Origin of the sequence: Pseudoalteromonas pernae (assembly GCF_039831865.1) — a bacterium.
GTDB lineage: Bacteria > Pseudomonadota > Gammaproteobacteria > Enterobacterales > Alteromonadaceae > Pseudoalteromonas > Pseudoalteromonas pernae.
Genome location: NZ_JBDODM010000004.1, coordinates 188422 through 203593 on the forward strand (window position 1 = coordinate 188422; position 15172 = coordinate 203593).

Annotated in this window: 19 protein-coding genes; 16 read left to right on the top strand and 3 right to left on the bottom strand. The window is 45.1% G+C overall.

The features are described from left to right. Positions 1–17: 17 nt before the first annotated feature. From V1358_RS11055 to murA, 7 genes are read left to right on the top strand one after another with little or no spacing between them, the layout of a single operon-like run. On the top strand, positions 18–812 hold the full coding sequence (locus V1358_RS11055; protein ID WP_347391223.1) for an ATP-binding cassette domain-containing protein: 795 nt from the start codon (positions 18–20) through the stop codon (positions 810–812). Further along, positions 812–1600, top strand: coding sequence for a lipid asymmetry maintenance ABC transporter permease subunit MlaE (gene mlaE / locus V1358_RS11060; RefSeq protein WP_440589741.1), 789 nt, complete (start codon positions 812–814; stop codon positions 1598–1600). Before V1358_RS11055 ends, mlaE begins: the two co-directional genes overlap by 1 nt. Positions 1601–1612: 12 nt before the next feature. Continuing rightward, positions 1613–2167, top strand: coding sequence for an outer membrane lipid asymmetry maintenance protein MlaD (mlaD, locus tag V1358_RS11065; protein WP_347391222.1), 555 nt, complete (start codon positions 1613–1615; stop codon positions 2165–2167). Positions 2168–2172: 5 nt separating this feature from the next. After that, positions 2173–2850, top strand: a complete 678-nt coding sequence (locus tag V1358_RS11070) for an MlaC/ttg2D family ABC transporter substrate-binding protein (RefSeq protein WP_347393579.1) — start codon at positions 2173–2175, stop codon at positions 2848–2850. Then, positions 2843–3136, top strand: coding sequence for an STAS domain-containing protein (locus V1358_RS11075; protein ID WP_347391220.1), 294 nt, complete (start codon positions 2843–2845; stop codon positions 3134–3136). The genes V1358_RS11070 and V1358_RS11075 overlap by 8 nt, the downstream gene beginning before the upstream one ends. Before the next feature lie 5 nt (positions 3137–3141). Continuing rightward, positions 3142–3399 carry a BolA family protein gene (locus V1358_RS11080; protein WP_347391219.1) on the top strand — a complete coding sequence of 86 codons (258 nt, stop codon included), beginning with the start codon at positions 3142–3144 and terminating at the stop codon, positions 3397–3399. A 12-nt stretch (positions 3400–3411) separates the two neighbouring features. After that, positions 3412–4671 carry a UDP-N-acetylglucosamine 1-carboxyvinyltransferase gene (gene murA, locus V1358_RS11085; RefSeq protein WP_347393580.1) on the top strand — a complete coding sequence of 420 codons (1260 nt, stop codon included), beginning with the start codon at positions 3412–3414 and terminating at the stop codon, positions 4669–4671. A 52-nt stretch (positions 4672–4723) separates the two neighbouring features. Here murA and V1358_RS11090 read toward each other — a convergent pair whose 3' ends face one another. The 3 genes from V1358_RS11090 to V1358_RS11100 all read right to left on the bottom strand — a co-directional run bounded on the left by V1358_RS11090 (position 4724) and on the right by V1358_RS11100 (position 7832). Beyond that, positions 4724–5806: a trypsin-like peptidase domain-containing protein gene (locus tag V1358_RS11090; protein ID WP_347393581.1), complete on the bottom strand. Its 1083-nt coding sequence runs from the start codon at positions 5804–5806 to the stop codon at positions 4724–4726. Positions 5807–5909: 103 nt separating this feature from the next. Beyond that, complete coding sequence (locus tag V1358_RS11095; protein ID WP_347393582.1) at positions 5910–7262, bottom strand: DegQ family serine endoprotease; 1353 nt, start codon at positions 7260–7262, stop codon at positions 5910–5912. 120 nt (positions 7263–7382) lie between these two features. After that, complete coding sequence (locus tag V1358_RS11100) at positions 7383–7832, bottom strand: Z-ring associated ZapG family protein (RefSeq protein ID WP_347391215.1); 450 nt, start codon at positions 7830–7832, stop codon at positions 7383–7385. 99 nt (positions 7833–7931) lie between these two features. Between V1358_RS11100 and zapE the strand changes: the two genes are divergently transcribed. The 9 genes from zapE (at position 7932) to aroK (ending at position 15155) form a co-directional block, all read left to right on the top strand. Beyond that, positions 7932–9020: a cell division protein ZapE gene (zapE, locus tag V1358_RS11105; protein ID WP_347393583.1), complete on the top strand. Its 1089-nt coding sequence runs from the start codon at positions 7932–7934 to the stop codon at positions 9018–9020. A 244-nt stretch (positions 9021–9264) separates the two neighbouring features. Further along, entirely contained in the window at positions 9265–9693 is a 429-nt protein-coding gene (gene rplM / locus V1358_RS11110) for a 50S ribosomal protein L13 (RefSeq protein ID WP_347391213.1), read from the top strand. Positions 9694–9700: 7 nt separating this feature from the next. After that, positions 9701–10093, top strand: a complete 393-nt coding sequence (gene rpsI, locus V1358_RS11115) for a 30S ribosomal protein S9 (protein WP_347391384.1) — start codon at positions 9701–9703, stop codon at positions 10091–10093. Between the two features lie 474 nt (positions 10094–10567). Continuing rightward, complete coding sequence (gene petA, locus V1358_RS11120) at positions 10568–11164, top strand: ubiquinol-cytochrome c reductase iron-sulfur subunit (protein WP_347391212.1); 597 nt, start codon at positions 10568–10570, stop codon at positions 11162–11164. Next, complete coding sequence (locus V1358_RS11125; protein WP_347391211.1) at positions 11164–12429, top strand: cytochrome b; 1266 nt, start codon at positions 11164–11166, stop codon at positions 12427–12429. The genes petA and V1358_RS11125 overlap by 1 nt, the downstream gene beginning before the upstream one ends. Then, positions 12426–13163, top strand: coding sequence for a cytochrome c1 (locus V1358_RS11130; RefSeq protein WP_347391210.1), 738 nt, complete (start codon positions 12426–12428; stop codon positions 13161–13163). The genes V1358_RS11125 and V1358_RS11130 overlap by 4 nt, the downstream gene beginning before the upstream one ends. A 141-nt stretch (positions 13164–13304) precedes the next feature. Next, complete coding sequence (sspA, locus tag V1358_RS11135) at positions 13305–13931, top strand: stringent starvation protein SspA (protein ID WP_347393584.1); 627 nt, start codon at positions 13305–13307, stop codon at positions 13929–13931. Then, the gene (locus V1358_RS11140) at positions 13931–14416 is read left to right on the top strand and encodes a ClpXP protease specificity-enhancing factor (protein ID WP_347391208.1); all 486 of its coding nucleotides are present in this window, start codon (positions 13931–13933) and stop codon (positions 14414–14416) included. Before sspA ends, V1358_RS11140 begins: the two co-directional genes overlap by 1 nt. 220 nt (positions 14417–14636) lie before the next feature. Then, positions 14637–15155 (top strand): shikimate kinase AroK, encoded by a 519-nt coding sequence (gene aroK, locus V1358_RS11145; protein WP_347391207.1) that lies wholly within the window; start codon positions 14637–14639, stop codon positions 15153–15155. The last annotated feature ends 17 nt before the right edge of the window (positions 15156–15172 follow it).

Here is a 15172-nt window from a genome sequence, read left to right on the forward strand (position 1 = left end):
ATAAATGGGAGAGCGACTTGTCGCAACCAATCGTTGAAATCAAGGATGTTACCTTTAAACGCGCGGAGCGTGTTATCTATCAGAATATGGATTTTACCATCCCCAAAGGGAAGATCACGGCGATCATGGGACCCAGTGGTATTGGTAAAACAACGCTGCTGCGTTTGATTGGCGGTCAGTTAAAGCCTAATAGCGGCGATATTCTATTCCAAGGTGAAAGCATTCCGAGTATGTCACGTGCTGCGTTGTATAAAGCGCGCACTAAAATGAGCATGCTCTTTCAAAGCGGCGCATTATTTACCGATATGTCAGTATTCGACAATATCGCTTTTCCGCTTCGCGAGCACACCCAACTCAGTGAAGAGCTTATTCGTCTAATCGTATTGATGAAGCTTCAAGCGGTTGGCTTACGTGGTGCGAAAGACCTGATGCCGGCTGAACTCTCAGGCGGAATGGCGCGACGTGCCGCTCTTGCTCGTTCAATTGCACTCGACCCAGAGTTCATTATGTACGACGAGCCTTTTGCTGGTCAGGACCCTATTTCTATGGGGGTACTGGTTAAGCTCATCAAATCATTGAACGAAGTGCTTGGTTTGTCCTCGTTGATTGTTACCCATGACGTGCCTGAGGTGATGAGTATTGCGGATCACGTCATCATCATCGCAGAGAAAGGTGTGATTGGCAGTGGTAGCCCACAAGAATTACGCAAACATGAGTCACCTTTGGTGCAACAATTTTTGCAAGGTCTTTCTGATGGCCCGGTGCCTTTCCACTTTGATGCTCAGCCTTATGAACAGGAGTTGTTGTCATAATGTCTGCAATTATCGATTTTTGGCAGCGACTGGGCCATAAAACACTCAATCGTTTTGCTTCAATGGGCCGTGCAACGCAGATGTTGCTTGGCGCTTTGCTCAGCATGCCTAATTTCCGCAAAGGCACGCCTTTGTTGATTCGCCAGCTCTACATGGTTGGCTTTTTGTCGTTAATTATCATCGTTGTATCTGGCTTATTCATTGGTATGGTACTCGCGTTGCAGGGCTATACCGTGTTAGTGGGTTATGGTGCTGAAGACAGTTTAGGACCACTTGTAGCATTGAGCTTGCTGCGTGAGTTAGGGCCCGTGGTTACTGCGCTACTGTTTGCAGGGCGAGCGGGTAGTGCATTGACCGCTGAAATTGGTTTGATGAAAGCAACAGAGCAATTGACCAGCTTAGAGATGATGGCTGTTGATCCACTTAAGCGTGTGATTGCACCGCGTTTTTGGGCCGGGATAATCAGTATGCCAGCGTTGGCATTAATCTTCTCTGCCGTGGCTATTATTGGTGCACACCTAGTGGGTGTGGACTGGCTAGGTGTTGACCGAGGCAGCTTCTGGTCAATCATGCAATCGCAGGTTTCATTCGAAAAAGATATTCTCAACGGCATTATCAAGAGCTTTGTTTTTGCCTTGTTGGTGACGTGGATTGCACTTTACAAAGGCTATGACTGTATCCCTACTTCAGAAGGGATAAGCAGAGCAACCACCGAGACCGTTGTACACTCTTCATTGGCCGTGCTTGGCTTTGACTTTATTTTGACCGCCGTGATGTTTGGCGGCTAAAGGATTAACACCATGAATTCGAGAAAAATTGAAATTTTGGTTGGCTTGTTTGTATCGATGGGGGTTGCGGCCCTTGTGATGCTGGCGTTGAAAGTCGCAAATGCGGGGATCGCTGGTAGTAATGGTACTTATTCATTGCACGCTAAGTTTGAGAATATAGGATCACTAAAGGTACGAGCACCAATTAAAGTAGGTGGTGTGGTGATTGGGCGTGTAGAAAATATTCTAGTGCACCCAACCGAATTCGTACCTTTGGTGTATATGTCAGTAGATAGCAATTATGAGTGCAAGTTTTCAGATGCAACTTCAGTGTCTATCTTAACATCAGGTATTTTGGGTGAGCAGTATCTGGGTATTAACCCGGTTATTGCTAGTGACTCAGCACAGCAAGAATGTCTTGGCAATGAAGTGGTTGCTAAAGATGAAGCGGATGAATTATCCATTGATGCAATTTTTGGAGTGCAATCAAAGGCGTTAAAGGATGGCGATATGATTACCGATACTAAGTCTGCCTTGGTATTAGAAGAACTTATTGGCCAGTTTTTATTCAATCAAAGTAGCGAGTAGTCTTCATGGGTAAATTTTTTAGTTTAGTAGCAGGGTTGTTGATGGTGGTAGTGCCGATGTCGCATGCTGCCGAAATAGAACTTGATGATCCTTATGAAATGGTTCGCCAAGTGGCGGACAAAACGTTTAAGCGCATCGAGCACGATCAAAGTCAGATTGCAGCTGACAAAGAACACCTTAAAGTCATCGTAGAGGAAGAATTACTGCCTTATATCGATTACAAATATGCTTCGTATCGTGTGTTAGCCAGCTACATTCAAAAAGCGCGCAGTATTGAAGATCCAGAAGAAAAGAAACAGGCCATCGAAAATATCAAACGTTTTATGGACGTGTTTAAGAATTACCTTGTCACTACTTATGCAGGTGTGTTCACCCAATATACCAATCAATCTGTGGTGTTCGACAATGCAAAAGAAATTGGTGACGCTAATATGGTGATCGTAAAAACAACGATTAAAGACCCTGGTAAGCCAGACATTGATATTGGCTTCAAAGTACGTAAGGATAACGACAACAATTGGCGCGCTTATGACATGATAGCTGAAGGTATCAGTCTGCTAGATGCCAAGCAAAGTGAGCTTCACGGAATTTTGCGCCAAGAAGGTATTGAACACGTTATTGATTTACTGGACAAGAAAAGTAAACTGCCTGTTCAGTTTCGTGGTGAAGGTGTAAATGAGTAGTCTTTCTTTATCTCGTCAAAATGACAGTCAATTTAGCCTTGAGGGTGAATTGACTCGCTTCAGCGTGGCGGATAGGACGTTAGTTCAGCAATTATTAACGGCCAATGAGGATACTGTTTCACTCGACCTAAAAAATGTAGTGCATGTTGATACGGCAGGACTCGCCTGGTTAATCGATACCTTGTCGCAATTGCGTAAACAAGGTAAGCAGCTACAGTTAGAGCATATCCCTGACCAATTGCATAAGTTGATGCTGTTGGGACAGGTCGACAATATTTTTGAGTGAGAGTAATGCAAAGCAGTCAAGTAGAAGCTTTATTGAAAGAAGAGCTAGAGCTCGCAGAAGTAATCGTTAAAGTTGAAGGTACCCATTATCAGGTGATCGCCGTGGGTGACTGCTTTGAAGGGTTAACCCCAGTTAAAAAACAGCAACTCGTTTATAAGCCGCTGATGGAAAAAATTTCAGACGGTACGATTCACGCAGTATCAATTCGTGCATTTACGCCAGAGCAATGGCAGCGCGAACGCAAATTTATCCTTCCGCAATAACAGGCTTTTCGAATGGACCATTTTATTATTCAAGGTGGCACACCCCTGAGCGGTGAGGTTACTATTTCCGGTGCTAAAAACGCCGCACTCCCTATTTTATTCGCAGCATTGCTTGCTGATTCAAAGAGTTGTTTTAGCAATGTACCCAAGCTAAGAGACATCAATACCACAGAAGCGCTATTGAAAGAACTGGGTGCGCAGCTATATTGGCAAGATGACAACTTATACGTTGACGGCGGTACGGTTGATAAAATCTTGGCTCCATACGAGCTAGTAAAACAAATGCGTGCATCAGTGCTGGCATTGGGTCCTTTACTTGCTCGCTTCGGTAAAGCCCAAGTGTCTCTGCCTGGTGGTTGTGCGATTGGTGCTCGCCCGGTTGATATTCATATTCAAGGCATGCGCCGTATGGGTGCTCATATTGAAGTAGAAAACGGCTATATTCACGCCCATGTTGACGGTCGCTTGAAGGGTGCTGAAATATTTATGGATACGGTGAGTGTCGGTGCGACTGAAAACTTACTGATGGCGGCGACGCTGGCAGAAGGCAAAACAGTGCTTGAGAATGCTGCGAGAGAACCGGAAATTAGTGATTTAGCAAAATACCTAAACAACATGGGTGCGAAAATTACCGGTGCAGGAACCAGCCGCATTGAAATTGAAGGCGTCGAGCGTTTGGGTGGATGCGAACACGCAATCTTACCGGACCGTATCGAAACTGGTACTTTCCTTGTTGCTGCGGCTATGGCGAAGGGCGATATCCTGTGTAAAAACACCGATTACCACAGCCTAGAGCCGGTAATCGAGAAGTTACGCGAAGCGAATGCACACATTGAAGTAACTGATGACACGATTTATCTGGATATGCGCGACCGTGAGCTCAAAGCAGTAAACATTAAAACTGCACCTCACCCGGGTTTTCCAACAGATATGCAAGCTCAATTTACAGCGCTTAATGTTGTTGCTAAAGGCAGTGCGACAATTACTGAAACCATCTTCGAAAACCGTTTTATGCACGTGCCTGAACTTCAGCGCATGGGGGCGGACATTCGTTTAGAAGGTAATACGGCAATCTGTGGTGATAGCCCTAAGTTAAGCGGTGCTCAGGTGATGGCTACCGACCTTCGTGCGTCAGCGAGTTTAATTCTGACAGGTATCATCGCTGAGGGTGAAACACGAGTAGATCGCATCTATCATGTGGATAGAGGATATGAGCATATTGAAGATAAGCTAACTGCACTGGGCGCAAACATTAAGCGTGTGAGTGGGTAAGTCATTCGATAGGACATAAAAAAAGCTGCTTTTGCAGCTTTTTTTATGTCTATTACATTCTCGTTTCTAGCTCAGCGATCCTGATATTTAAAGTCAGTGGCTTGCCATCACGATACAGTTTAATTTCAAGTTCAGTACCCGGTGCTGTGTTTGCGATACGCTCTAGGCTTTGCTGGATATTGCTGACCGAGTGGCCGCCCATGCTGACGACAATGTCGCCCTCTTTCATCCCTGCTTGCCAAGCTGGACCGAGCGGGTCGAGATTGTTGATGCGCATACCGGCAATGGCCATGTGGTTGTTGGTGACATCACGGCCATCTTTATCAACGGCGGTGACATCCATGCCAACATAGCCGCGCACAACGCGGCCATAATTGATGAGTTTATCCATCACATCTTTAGCTAATGAATAAGGAACAGCGAAAAAGATGCCTTGGATATCAAGGTTGCTTCGTGTTTTAAATTGCGCCGATGTGATCCCCACTAAATCGCCATGTGAGTTTACCAATGCACCGCCTGAGTTACCCACATTAATAGCGGCATCCATCTGTAGTAGGCTGTTGTGAGAGCTGTCGGTAAGGCGTTGCTTGCCGGTGGCACTGATGATCCCTTGCGTAATAGTTTGTCCTAAATTCAAGGGGTTACCGATTGCTAATACGACATCGCCCACTTGCGGTGAAAATGACTCGTCAACAGGAATCGTTGGTAGGTTTGTGGCATTAACTTTGAGTAACGCCAAATCAGTCACTGTATCAAACCCGACCAATTGCACATCACTGAAATGGCGACCGTCGCTGAGCATCACCATAATGACGTCTGCACTGTTAATTACATGATAGTTGGTCAGAATATAGCCGTCGCTGCTCATCAAAACGCCTGAGCCGATTTCCGATACCGTGCTTTGCTGCTGCATATAACGAGGTTGTGTAGAGATTCGTTCCGAATACACAGTGACAACCGCGGGCGCTGCACGCTTCACGGCTTTTGCATAACTCATGTGTGAGCCGCTAAATCCATCAGTCGATAAAAGGGGTAATAAGGCATCGCGTAATGACGGGGTGGCAAGCACAATAATAAAGGCCAGCCCTAAACCACTTAGCAGCGGAACAAGCGTAAATCGAATTTGTTTTAGCACGGAATTGATAATTATTATTAGTTTCTTAGATTGGTAATGATGGCACAGAAGTAACAACAGCGGCAAGGGCGCCGCTGTTGAATTATTGAGGAGGAACTAGGAGTTACTGAATTGGGACAATGAAATCGCTATTGCCACGACGCACCACCAAGACAATGTTGCCTTCAATATCAGCAATCGTACTACTCAATTCGCGCACCGTCTCTACGCGTGTGCGGTTCACTTGAATAATAATGTCACCCTCTTCAAGGCCTAGACGTGCAGCTACTGAACGCGGATCAACACTGTTCACCACTACACCATTTTTGCCGTTACGTTTTCCTGATTCCAGCTCAGCACCGGCAAGGGCTGGGTGAACTTCAGCGGCTTCTTTAGCGATGTCTCCTGCAGCAGCGAGAGTAACGTCGACCTCTTTCTCATCACCGTCACGATATAAACCGATCTCGACTTCTTTACCTTCGCCCAGAGTCGCAACTTTACTCTTCAGCTCCTCAAAACTACGGATGTCGTTGCCGTTGACACTAATAATTACGTCTCCAGCTTTAATACCTGCTTTTTCAGCTGCTGAATCTTCCGCTACGCGTTCGACCATTGCACCTTGCTTTACGTCTAAACCTAACGCTTTGGCATAACCCGCGTTGAGTGTACGACCAGAAATACCCAATGAGCCTCGACGGACTTGACCAAACTCAATAATTTGATCAACCAGGTTTTTCATCATGTTCGAAGGAATAGCAAAACCGATACCAACGTTACCACCTGACGCACCTAGAATTGCGGTGTTAATTCCGATGAGCTCGCCTTTTAAGTTAACCAAAGCGCCGCCTGAGTTACCTTGGTTGATAGCTGCGTCGGTTTGGATAAAGTCTTCGTAGCCTTCGATGTTTAAACCGCTACGACCAAGGGCACTTACGATGCCCGAGGTCACCGTATGGCTCAGTCCAAATGGGTTACCAATCGCCACTGAGAAATCACCAACGCGTAGCTTGTCTGAGTCGGCCAATTTAACCTCTGTGAGATCGTCTGCATCAATTTGAAGTAAGGCGATGTCTGATTCTTTATCGGCACCAATAAGTTTAGCGTCAAACTCACGGCCATCTTCAAGGGTGACGCGCATTTCTTGGGCGTCATCAATAACGTGATTATTGGTAACTATGTAGCCCTCATCGGCATCAATAATAACGCCAGAGCCTAAACCGCTGAATGGACGTTTTTGCGAACGCTGTTGCGGGCGACCGAAGAAAAAGTCGAATGGGTCAACGCGAGCTCTGACTTCTTTTGCACCTGACACTTTAATACTAACGACGCCAGGAGTGACGCGTTCAAGCATAGGCGCAAGGGTAGGTAGCTGTTGGCCATCTACTGCTACAGGTAATTTTGCGTGTGCAAAGTGGGGTTGGATGAATAAAGTGGCCGATAAAATAGCGGCACTGAGAACTGATAACTTCATTTTCATAGTATAGACAAACTCCAAAAGAGGGGGCCGCATGGCAGCCCGGTACCTATAAAGCTAGTTTCTATACTGACTATGGGGTCGTTAATTTAGTTCCACAAGAGCAAATTGATTGCTTCTTTATTAAGCAGGTTGTTGCTCGTTATCTTTCTTTTGGCCGCTAAATAAACCAGACTCACCGGCTGCGTAGTCCGCAGGCTGGCTGTCATGCAGTGTGTGCGTTGCATGGCGCTCTGGGCGTTGATTCAATGAAGCGTGAAGTTGCTCTGTTGTTTCTTTTGAAAAGAAAGGTTGGCTCATATCGACTTCTTTTTTTAGCGTTAATAAACTATTGCTTTGCGCTACGTGGTTCGCTAATTGCTCGTAGTTATCTTTTAATTTGTTTATCAATTTATTGGTGTTATCAAGATGGTCAGCGACGTCTTGACGGTATTGTTCTAGTTCGCTCTGCGCTTTATGTGCTTGTTCTTCGAGCTCTTCTTGTTTGAATCGTTTCTTGGTAAACCATCCACCGAGAAAAAAGCTACATGCGGCGATGATGATGACTACCCCTAACCAAGTGATTGTCGACATAGACTTCCCCTTTTGAAAACTTATCAGCCAAATATACGTATTGTTGCGAGCCGTGTTAAGATAGCGCAAAAATTTAGCCTGAATTACGCCGTAAATATCATGACACCTTGGCAGAAATATCAACAAGACTTACAACGAGATGACTTCCTATTTGATGCAGCACAGGAAAATGCTGTGAAGCATCTGCAAAGGCTGTTTGACGACATTGTTGCGCAACCAAAGAAGCCTTCAGGTTTTTTTGCGAAGCTCTTTTCCAAGGATAGCACGAAGCCAATTAAAGGGCTCTATTTTTGGGGTGGTGTTGGGCGTGGTAAGACCTACCTTGTGGATACGTTTTTTGAGGCACTCCCCACCGAGCGCAAGATGCGGGTGCACTTTCACCGCTTTATGCATCGTGTACATCAGGAGTTAAAGCAGCTCAAAGATGTAAAGAACCCGCTATTAACAGTGGCAGACAAATTAAAGAGCGAAACAGACATCATCTGCTTCGATGAATTCTTTGTACAAGACATTACTGACGCCATGCTGTTAGGGGGCTTGATGGAAGCCTTATTTGAGCGTGGCATTATCTTGGTTGCCACATCAAACATTGTTCCAGATGAACTGTACAAGAACGGTTTGCAGCGTGCTCGTTTCTTACCGGCTATTGCCCTTGTGAATGCCAATACCGAGGTTGTGAATGTCGACTCAGGTGTGGATTATCGCTTACGCACCTTGGAGCAGGCAGAAATATTCCACAGCCCACTGGATGAACAAGCAGATAAAAACTTGTTTGCCTATTTCGAACAGTTGTCGCCGGAGCCAGGCCGAGCAGGAGCGGCAATTGAAATAGAAGGGCGGATGATCAACACCCGCATGGTCAGTGACTGTATCGTGATGTTTGATTTCCACGATTTGTGTGAGACTGCGCGCTCGCAAGTTGATTACATGGAAATTTCCCGACTCTATAACACCGTATTGTTATCGAACGTGAAGCAGATGGGTCAGCAAAATGATGATGCAGCGCGACGTTTTATTGCCTTGGTGGATGAATTCTACGAGCGTAATGTGACTTTGATCATTTCCGCTGAAGCAAAAATCGAAGAGTTATATACCCAAGGAACACTTAATTTCGAGTTCAAACGCTGTGTCAGTCGTTTGCAAGAGATGCAATCTCGAGAGTACTTAGAACGACCTCATTTGGCGTAATTTTTCAACCAGACCGATAGCGATAGTAAAGCTGCGCAAAAGGTGAACAAAAATACACCACGGCAGTAGCAATCTCCTATTTGAGCTGGTATACTCCCGCGCCTACCACTTGCCGTTCTACCTCGGTTGTTTAGCCACTACTGGGGGTTAAGTCTTAAACTCGAAGGGGTTGAAGCAAATTTAATAGAGCAGCAGAAATCATTCTGCTTGTGGTTTTATAATTGTAAACATTGGATTTTTATAAATGAAAACGTTTGTTGCTAAACCAGAATCAGTAAAACGTGACTGGTACGTAGTTGACGCTGAAGGTAAAACTTTAGGTCGTATCGCTACTGAAATCGCTCGTCGTCTTCGCGGTAAGCATAAAGCTGAGTACACTCCACACGTTGATACTGGTGACTACATCATCGTAATCAATGCGGAAAAAGTTACTGTAACTGGTAACAAAACTCAGGACAAAATGTACTACGGACACACTGGTTACCCAGGTGGCCTGAAGTCAATCAACTTTGAGAAGCTTCAAGCTAAAGCACCTGAGATGATCATTGAGAAAGCGGTTAAAGGTATGTTGCCACGTGGTCCTCTAGGCCGTGCAATGTTCCGTAAGCTTAAAGTTTACGCAGGTACTGAGCACAATCACGCTGCACAGCAGCCTCAGGTTCTAGACATTTAAGGAGCACATCATGGCAAATCAATACTACGGTACAGGTCGTCGTAAAAGTTCAAGTGCTCGCGTATTTTTACGTCCAGGCACTGGCAACATCGTAATCAATCAACGTTCTATCGAAGAATACTTCGGTCGTGAAACTGCTCGTATGGTTGTTCGTCAGCCACTAGAGCTTGTTGAAATGACTGAAAAGTTTGACCTTTACATCACTGTTGAAGGTGGTGGTACAACTGGTCAAGCTGGTGCTATTCGTCACGGTATTACTCGTGCACTGATGGAGTTTGACGAGTCTCTTCGTTCTCCACTACGTAAAGCTGGCTTTGTTACTCGCGACGCTCGTAAAGTTGAGCGTAAGAAAGTGGGTCTTAAGAAAGCACGTAAGAAAACACAGTTCTCGAAGCGTTAATTTATTACGTATTCAGAATTTCAAAACCCGGCTTTGCCTTTGGCAAACCGGGTTTTTTATTATCTATTCTCAATTATCTTTGCCGTTTTCCCGCCGCACTCGAGAATATTTCACAAATTCCCGTATTTAATGCAAATCAGGCCGATAATCTTGATAATTATTTGCTACAATTGCGGGGCAAATAGACTAATGAAGTGATTTTAAACAGCTTTGCTGGCGAGACCTTGATCTTTATCAGCGTCGTCGGTGTGAGTTTGCGATAGCATATCTAACGCTGCTTGATATTCGAATAATCTTTTCACCTGAGCATTTCGTAAGAAACAGGTGGTTATTCGAGTGTGAAACAGTGAATAACCTTGTTTTAATCAAGGCTTTTATTTATGATCGCTTCTATTTTGTAACTTCAAAAATTAACCTGCTGTAACTGATGTTCTCAATATAGCAAGTGTTGAGAATCATAGTGGAGATAAGTGGATGAGCAATGCGCCTGTAGACAACAGCCGACGCCGCTTTTTGACCATTGCTACCTCTGTTGTAGGTGGCGTGGGCGCGGTTGGAGCTGCTGTTCCTTTTATTGCGTCTTGGAACCCTAGTGAACGAGCTAAATCTGCGGGTGCACCCGTAGAAGTAGATATCTCGAAGCTAGAGCCTGGACAACTGATCCGTGTAGAATGGCGAGGCAAACCTGTATGGGTTATTTCGCGTACACCGGAAATGCTAAAACAACTAAAAGCACACGAAGATAAACTACGTGATCCTCAGTCTGATGAACCTCAACAGCCTGAGTTTGCTAAGAACGAATTCCGTTCAATCAAAGAAAATATCTTTGTGGCTGTGGGTATTTGTACTCACCTAGGTTGTTCACCAAGCTTCCTTCAAGGCGGTTTCGGTGAGAAAGTGGAAGGCACAGACGATGGTTTCTTCTGTCCATGTCACGGTTCTAAGTTTGACATGGCTGGTCGAGTGTTCCAGTCGGTTCCAGCACCACTAAACCTAGAGATCCCTCCTTATTACTTCATTGATGACACGACCATTCTTGTTGGTGGTGAGAAAGGCGAAGGGGCAGCGTAATGTTTGGTAAAATTATCAATTGGATTGATGATCGTATTCCAATGACTCGCGTCTGGAATATGCACATCGCTCAATATCCAGCACCGAAAAACTTTAACTTCTGGTACTTCTTCGGCTCACTAGCGATGCTTGTACTAGTAAACCAAATCGTGACTGGTATCTGGTTAACGATGAACTTCGTACCTTCAGCTGAAGGCGCGTTTGCTTCTGTAGAATACATCATGCGTGATGTTGAATACGGTTGGTTACTCCGTTATCTGCACTCTACGGGCGCATCTGCGTTCTTCGTAGTAGTTTATTTGCACATGTTCCGTGGCATGATCTACGGTTCTTACCAAAAGCCACGTGAACTACTGTGGTTGTTTGGTATGTTCATCTTCTTAGCACTAATGGCTGAAGCTTTCATGGGTTACTTACTACCATGGGGTCAGATGTCATTCTGGGGTGCGCAGGTAATCATCTCGCTATTCGGTGCAATCCCGGTAATTGGTGACGACCTGACACTGTGGATCCGTGGTGACTACGTAATTTCAGGTGCAACGCTTAACCGCTTCTTCGCACTACACGTAATCGCATTGCCATTAGTACTTGTTATTCTTGTATTCCTTCACATTGTTGCGCTTCACGAAGTGGGTTCAAACAACCCTGATGGTGTTGAAATTAAGCGTAAGAAAGGCACTGTTGCTGAAGAAGACAAAGCAAAATTCCAGTTCCACGAATACTACACAAACAAAAAAGACATCGTTGATGCGATTCCTTTCCACCCATACTACACGGTGAAAGACATTGTTGGTGTTGTAGGTTTCTTAATTTTCTTCTGTTACGTGGTGTTCTTTGCGCCAGAGATGGGTGGTTTCTTCTTAGAAGCGCCAAACTTTGAAGCTGCAAACCCACTGAAGACGCCTGAGCATATTTTCCCAGTTTGGTACTTCACGCCGTTCTATGCGATTCTGCGTGCAATTCCAGACAAACTGCTTGGTGTAATCGCGATGGGTGCGTCAATCGTAGTGCTTGCGCTATTACCTTGGATTGACCGTGGTAAAGTACGCTCTATTCGCTACCGTTGTGGTTTCCACAAACTGAACATTGCTCAGTTCGTTGTAACCTTCGTAATCCTTGGCTGGGTTGGTGCGACGCCGCAAACTGACTTTAAGACAGTGTTGTCGCAAATCACTACAGTTACGTACTTTATGTTCTTCGTGTTACTGTTCTTCTACTCGAAGAATGAGAAGACTAAGCCATTGCCAGAGAGGTTGACGAAATGATGAAAAAGCTAGTTATTGGTTTATTCGCATTGTTGCCAACATTATCTATGGCAGCAGGCCCATCGATGCCATTGCAAGATGCAAACATCGATTTAACAGACCAAGCTTCATTGCAGCGCGGTGCTAAGCTATTTATGAACTACTGCCTTGGTTGTCACCAAATGCAGTACCAGCGTTATGAGCGTACTTTCCGCGATATCGGTATTCCTACTGATATTGGCCAAGAAACGCTAATTTTCGACGGTTCTAAAGTAGGTAGCCACATCACTAATGCAATGGACAAAGATGATGCTGCGAAATGGTTCGGTGCTGCGCCACCAGATTTAACACTGATTGCACGTGTTAAATCACCAGACTACATCTACACGTACTTAAAGTCGTTCTACAAAGATGAGTCTCGTCCATTTGGCGTAAATAACATCGTGTTCCCTTCAGTAGGTATGCCGCACGTTCTGCAAGAACTTCAAGGTTTACCGACTCCTGTATACGAGGAAGTTGAAGAGCACGGAAAAACAGTTAAGAAAGTGGTAGCGGTTGAAACCGACGGCCAAGGTGAAATGAGTGTTGATGAGTATGACCAAGCTGCTCGCGACCTTGCTAACTTCCTTGAGTACGTAGGTGAACCTTCGCGATTAGATTCAGAAGCAATTGGTATCAAGGTTCTTGGTTTCCTGTTCATTCTGTTCATCCTTGCTTTCTTACTGAAGAAAGAATACTGGCGTGATGTTCATTAATTAGTAATATCAACCAGTTAACTCAATAGGGGCGTATGCCCCTATTGCCGTTTAAAGTCATTACCGACATTCACGATAAACTGACGTTGGTTTTGGCAAGAAAAGTATTATGTACTTTGTGATTTTTTAATGGAGGTAGGCATGGCCGTTGCTGCCAATAAACGCCCTGTAATGACGCTGTTTTCCGGTGCTAATTGTATGTACAGCCATCAAGTTCGTATTGTCTTGGCTGAAAAAGGTGTTAGCGTGGATATCCATTTGGCGGAAAAGGATAACTTGCCAGAGGCTTTGCACGAGATTAACCCGTACGGCACAGTTCCTACTTTGATTGATCGTGAGCTAGGTTTATATCAAGCAAACATCATCATGGAATATTTGGATGAGCGTTTCCCGCATCCTCCGTTAATGCCAGTTTACCCAGTAATGCGTGGCCGTAGCCGCCTGATGATGCACCGCATCGATACTGATTGGTATTCACTTGCAGCTAAGATTTACGCTGGCGGCAGTGACGCGGAACAGGCGCGTAAAGAGTTAACAGAAGCACTATTATCTGTTGCTCCTATTTTCAACGAAGCACCTTACTTCATGAGTGAAGAGTTCAGCCTAGTTGATTGTTACTTGGCTCCATTATTATGGCGTTTACCTGAGCTTGGCATCGAATTAAATGGTGCTGGTAGTAAAGAGCTCAAAGAGTACATGATCCGCTTGTTTGAGCGTGAATCGTTCCAAGCATCATTAACTGAAGCAGAACGTGAGATCCGTCTATAATGACGCCGAACAGACCTTATCTGCTACGCGCCTTCTATGATTGGATAGTTGACAACCAGTGCACACCGCACTTGGTTGTTAACGCTGATTTTCCGAATGTGCAAGTGCCAGTCCAATTTGTCCAAGATGGGCAAATTGTACTGAACATTAGCCCAAGTGCAGTGACTCAGTTTTCTATGGATAATAGTTTGCTGACTTTTAACGCACGTTTTGGTGGTCAGCCAATGCAAGTGTTTGTTCCTATGGGAGCCGTACTTGCAATCTATGCCCGAGAAAACGGTGAAGGTACCGTATTTACTCAAGATGAGACTTACGAAGAGCAGGAACGTTCTGGAGTAGTACCATCAATTGCTGAGACTGATGAAGCGGAACAACCGCAGAGTGGCCTAGAAGCAATTGACAATCCAAATCCGCAAGCTAGTCGTGATAATAGTCAGGACGACAATAAAGGCAAAAAAGGTAGTCACTTAAAAGTGATTAAGTAGCCTATTCAGATTCGGCTGAAATAGAAATCCTCCGTGAGCCAGACTAAGTGTCTAAAGCGCGCGGGATTTCTATAATCGACCCACCGCCCACTGTAATTATTTGCAGTATTATGCTTGAAAATAGGCATAAATTACTGAGATAATCTCCCCCTTGAATTTTGGGGCCAGTCGCGAGGCGGGGTTTTATTTCAAATTTTAGAGTTCGTTTGTACTAAAAGATATGGCTGAGAAACGTAATATATTTCTAGTGGGTCCTATGGGGGCCGGAAAGAGCACAATTGGTCGCCACATTGCAGACCAACTACACCTTGAGTTTTATGACTCAGACAACGAAATCGAGCGCCGCACAGGTGCGGACATCGCGTGGGTATTTGATATCGAAGGCGAAGAAGGTTTCCGACGTCGCGAAGAAGCGGTGATCACTGATCTGACTGAGCTTCAAGGTATCGTACTTGCAACAGGTGGTGGCTCAGTAGTCAGTAAAGAAGTACGTAACAAACTGTCTGCGCGTGGTATTGTTGTATACCTAGAGACCCCAATTGAAAAGCAAGTTGCGCGCACACAACGCGATAAGCGTCGTCCTCTACTGCAAACAGAGGAAGCACCTAAGAACGTATTGGAGCGCCTAGCTGAAGAGCGCGAACCACTTTATCAAGAAGTGGCCGATATCGTCGTGCGTACCGATGAACAAAGCGCCAAAGTGGTTGCTAATCAAATCATCGAGAAACTTAATTTCTAAATAGCTCAAGGAGAATT

What these genes read in the sequence shown, in the direction of transcription:
- V1358_RS11070 (WP_347393579.1), top strand. Translation starts at nt 2,173, where the DNA reads ATGGGTAAATTTTTTAGTTTAGTAGCAGGGTTGTTGATGGTGGTAGTG.
- V1358_RS11140 (WP_347391208.1), top strand. Translation starts at nt 13,931, where the DNA reads ATGACGCCGAACAGACCTTATCTGCTACGCGCCTTCTATGATTGGATA.
- petA (WP_347391212.1), top strand. Translation starts at nt 10,568, where the DNA reads ATGAGCAATGCGCCTGTAGACAACAGCCGACGCCGCTTTTTGACCATT.
- murA (WP_347393580.1), top strand. Translation starts at nt 3,412, where the DNA reads ATGGACCATTTTATTATTCAAGGTGGCACACCCCTGAGCGGTGAGGTT.
- sspA (WP_347393584.1), top strand. Translation starts at nt 13,305, where the DNA reads ATGGCCGTTGCTGCCAATAAACGCCCTGTAATGACGCTGTTTTCCGGT.
- V1358_RS11095 (WP_347393582.1), bottom strand. Translation starts at nt 7,262, where the DNA reads ATGAAAATGAAGTTATCAGTTCTCAGTGCCGCTATTTTATCGGCCACT.
- V1358_RS11125 (WP_347391211.1), top strand. Translation starts at nt 11,164, where the DNA reads ATGTTTGGTAAAATTATCAATTGGATTGATGATCGTATTCCAATGACT.
- aroK (WP_347391207.1), top strand. Translation starts at nt 14,637, where the DNA reads ATGGCTGAGAAACGTAATATATTTCTAGTGGGTCCTATGGGGGCCGGA.
- mlaD (WP_347391222.1), top strand. Translation starts at nt 1,613, where the DNA reads ATGAATTCGAGAAAAATTGAAATTTTGGTTGGCTTGTTTGTATCGATG.
- V1358_RS11130 (WP_347391210.1), top strand. Translation starts at nt 12,426, where the DNA reads ATGATGAAAAAGCTAGTTATTGGTTTATTCGCATTGTTGCCAACATTA.
- rplM (WP_347391213.1), top strand. Translation starts at nt 9,265, where the DNA reads ATGAAAACGTTTGTTGCTAAACCAGAATCAGTAAAACGTGACTGGTAC.
- mlaE (WP_440589741.1), top strand. Translation starts at nt 812, where the DNA reads ATGTCTGCAATTATCGATTTTTGGCAGCGACTGGGCCATAAAACACTC.
- V1358_RS11075 (WP_347391220.1), top strand. Translation starts at nt 2,843, where the DNA reads ATGAGTAGTCTTTCTTTATCTCGTCAAAATGACAGTCAATTTAGCCTT.
- V1358_RS11100 (WP_347391215.1), bottom strand. Translation starts at nt 7,832, where the DNA reads ATGTCGACAATCACTTGGTTAGGGGTAGTCATCATCATCGCCGCATGT.
- V1358_RS11080 (WP_347391219.1), top strand. Translation starts at nt 3,142, where the DNA reads ATGCAAAGCAGTCAAGTAGAAGCTTTATTGAAAGAAGAGCTAGAGCTC.
- zapE (WP_347393583.1), top strand. Translation starts at nt 7,932, where the DNA reads ATGACACCTTGGCAGAAATATCAACAAGACTTACAACGAGATGACTTC.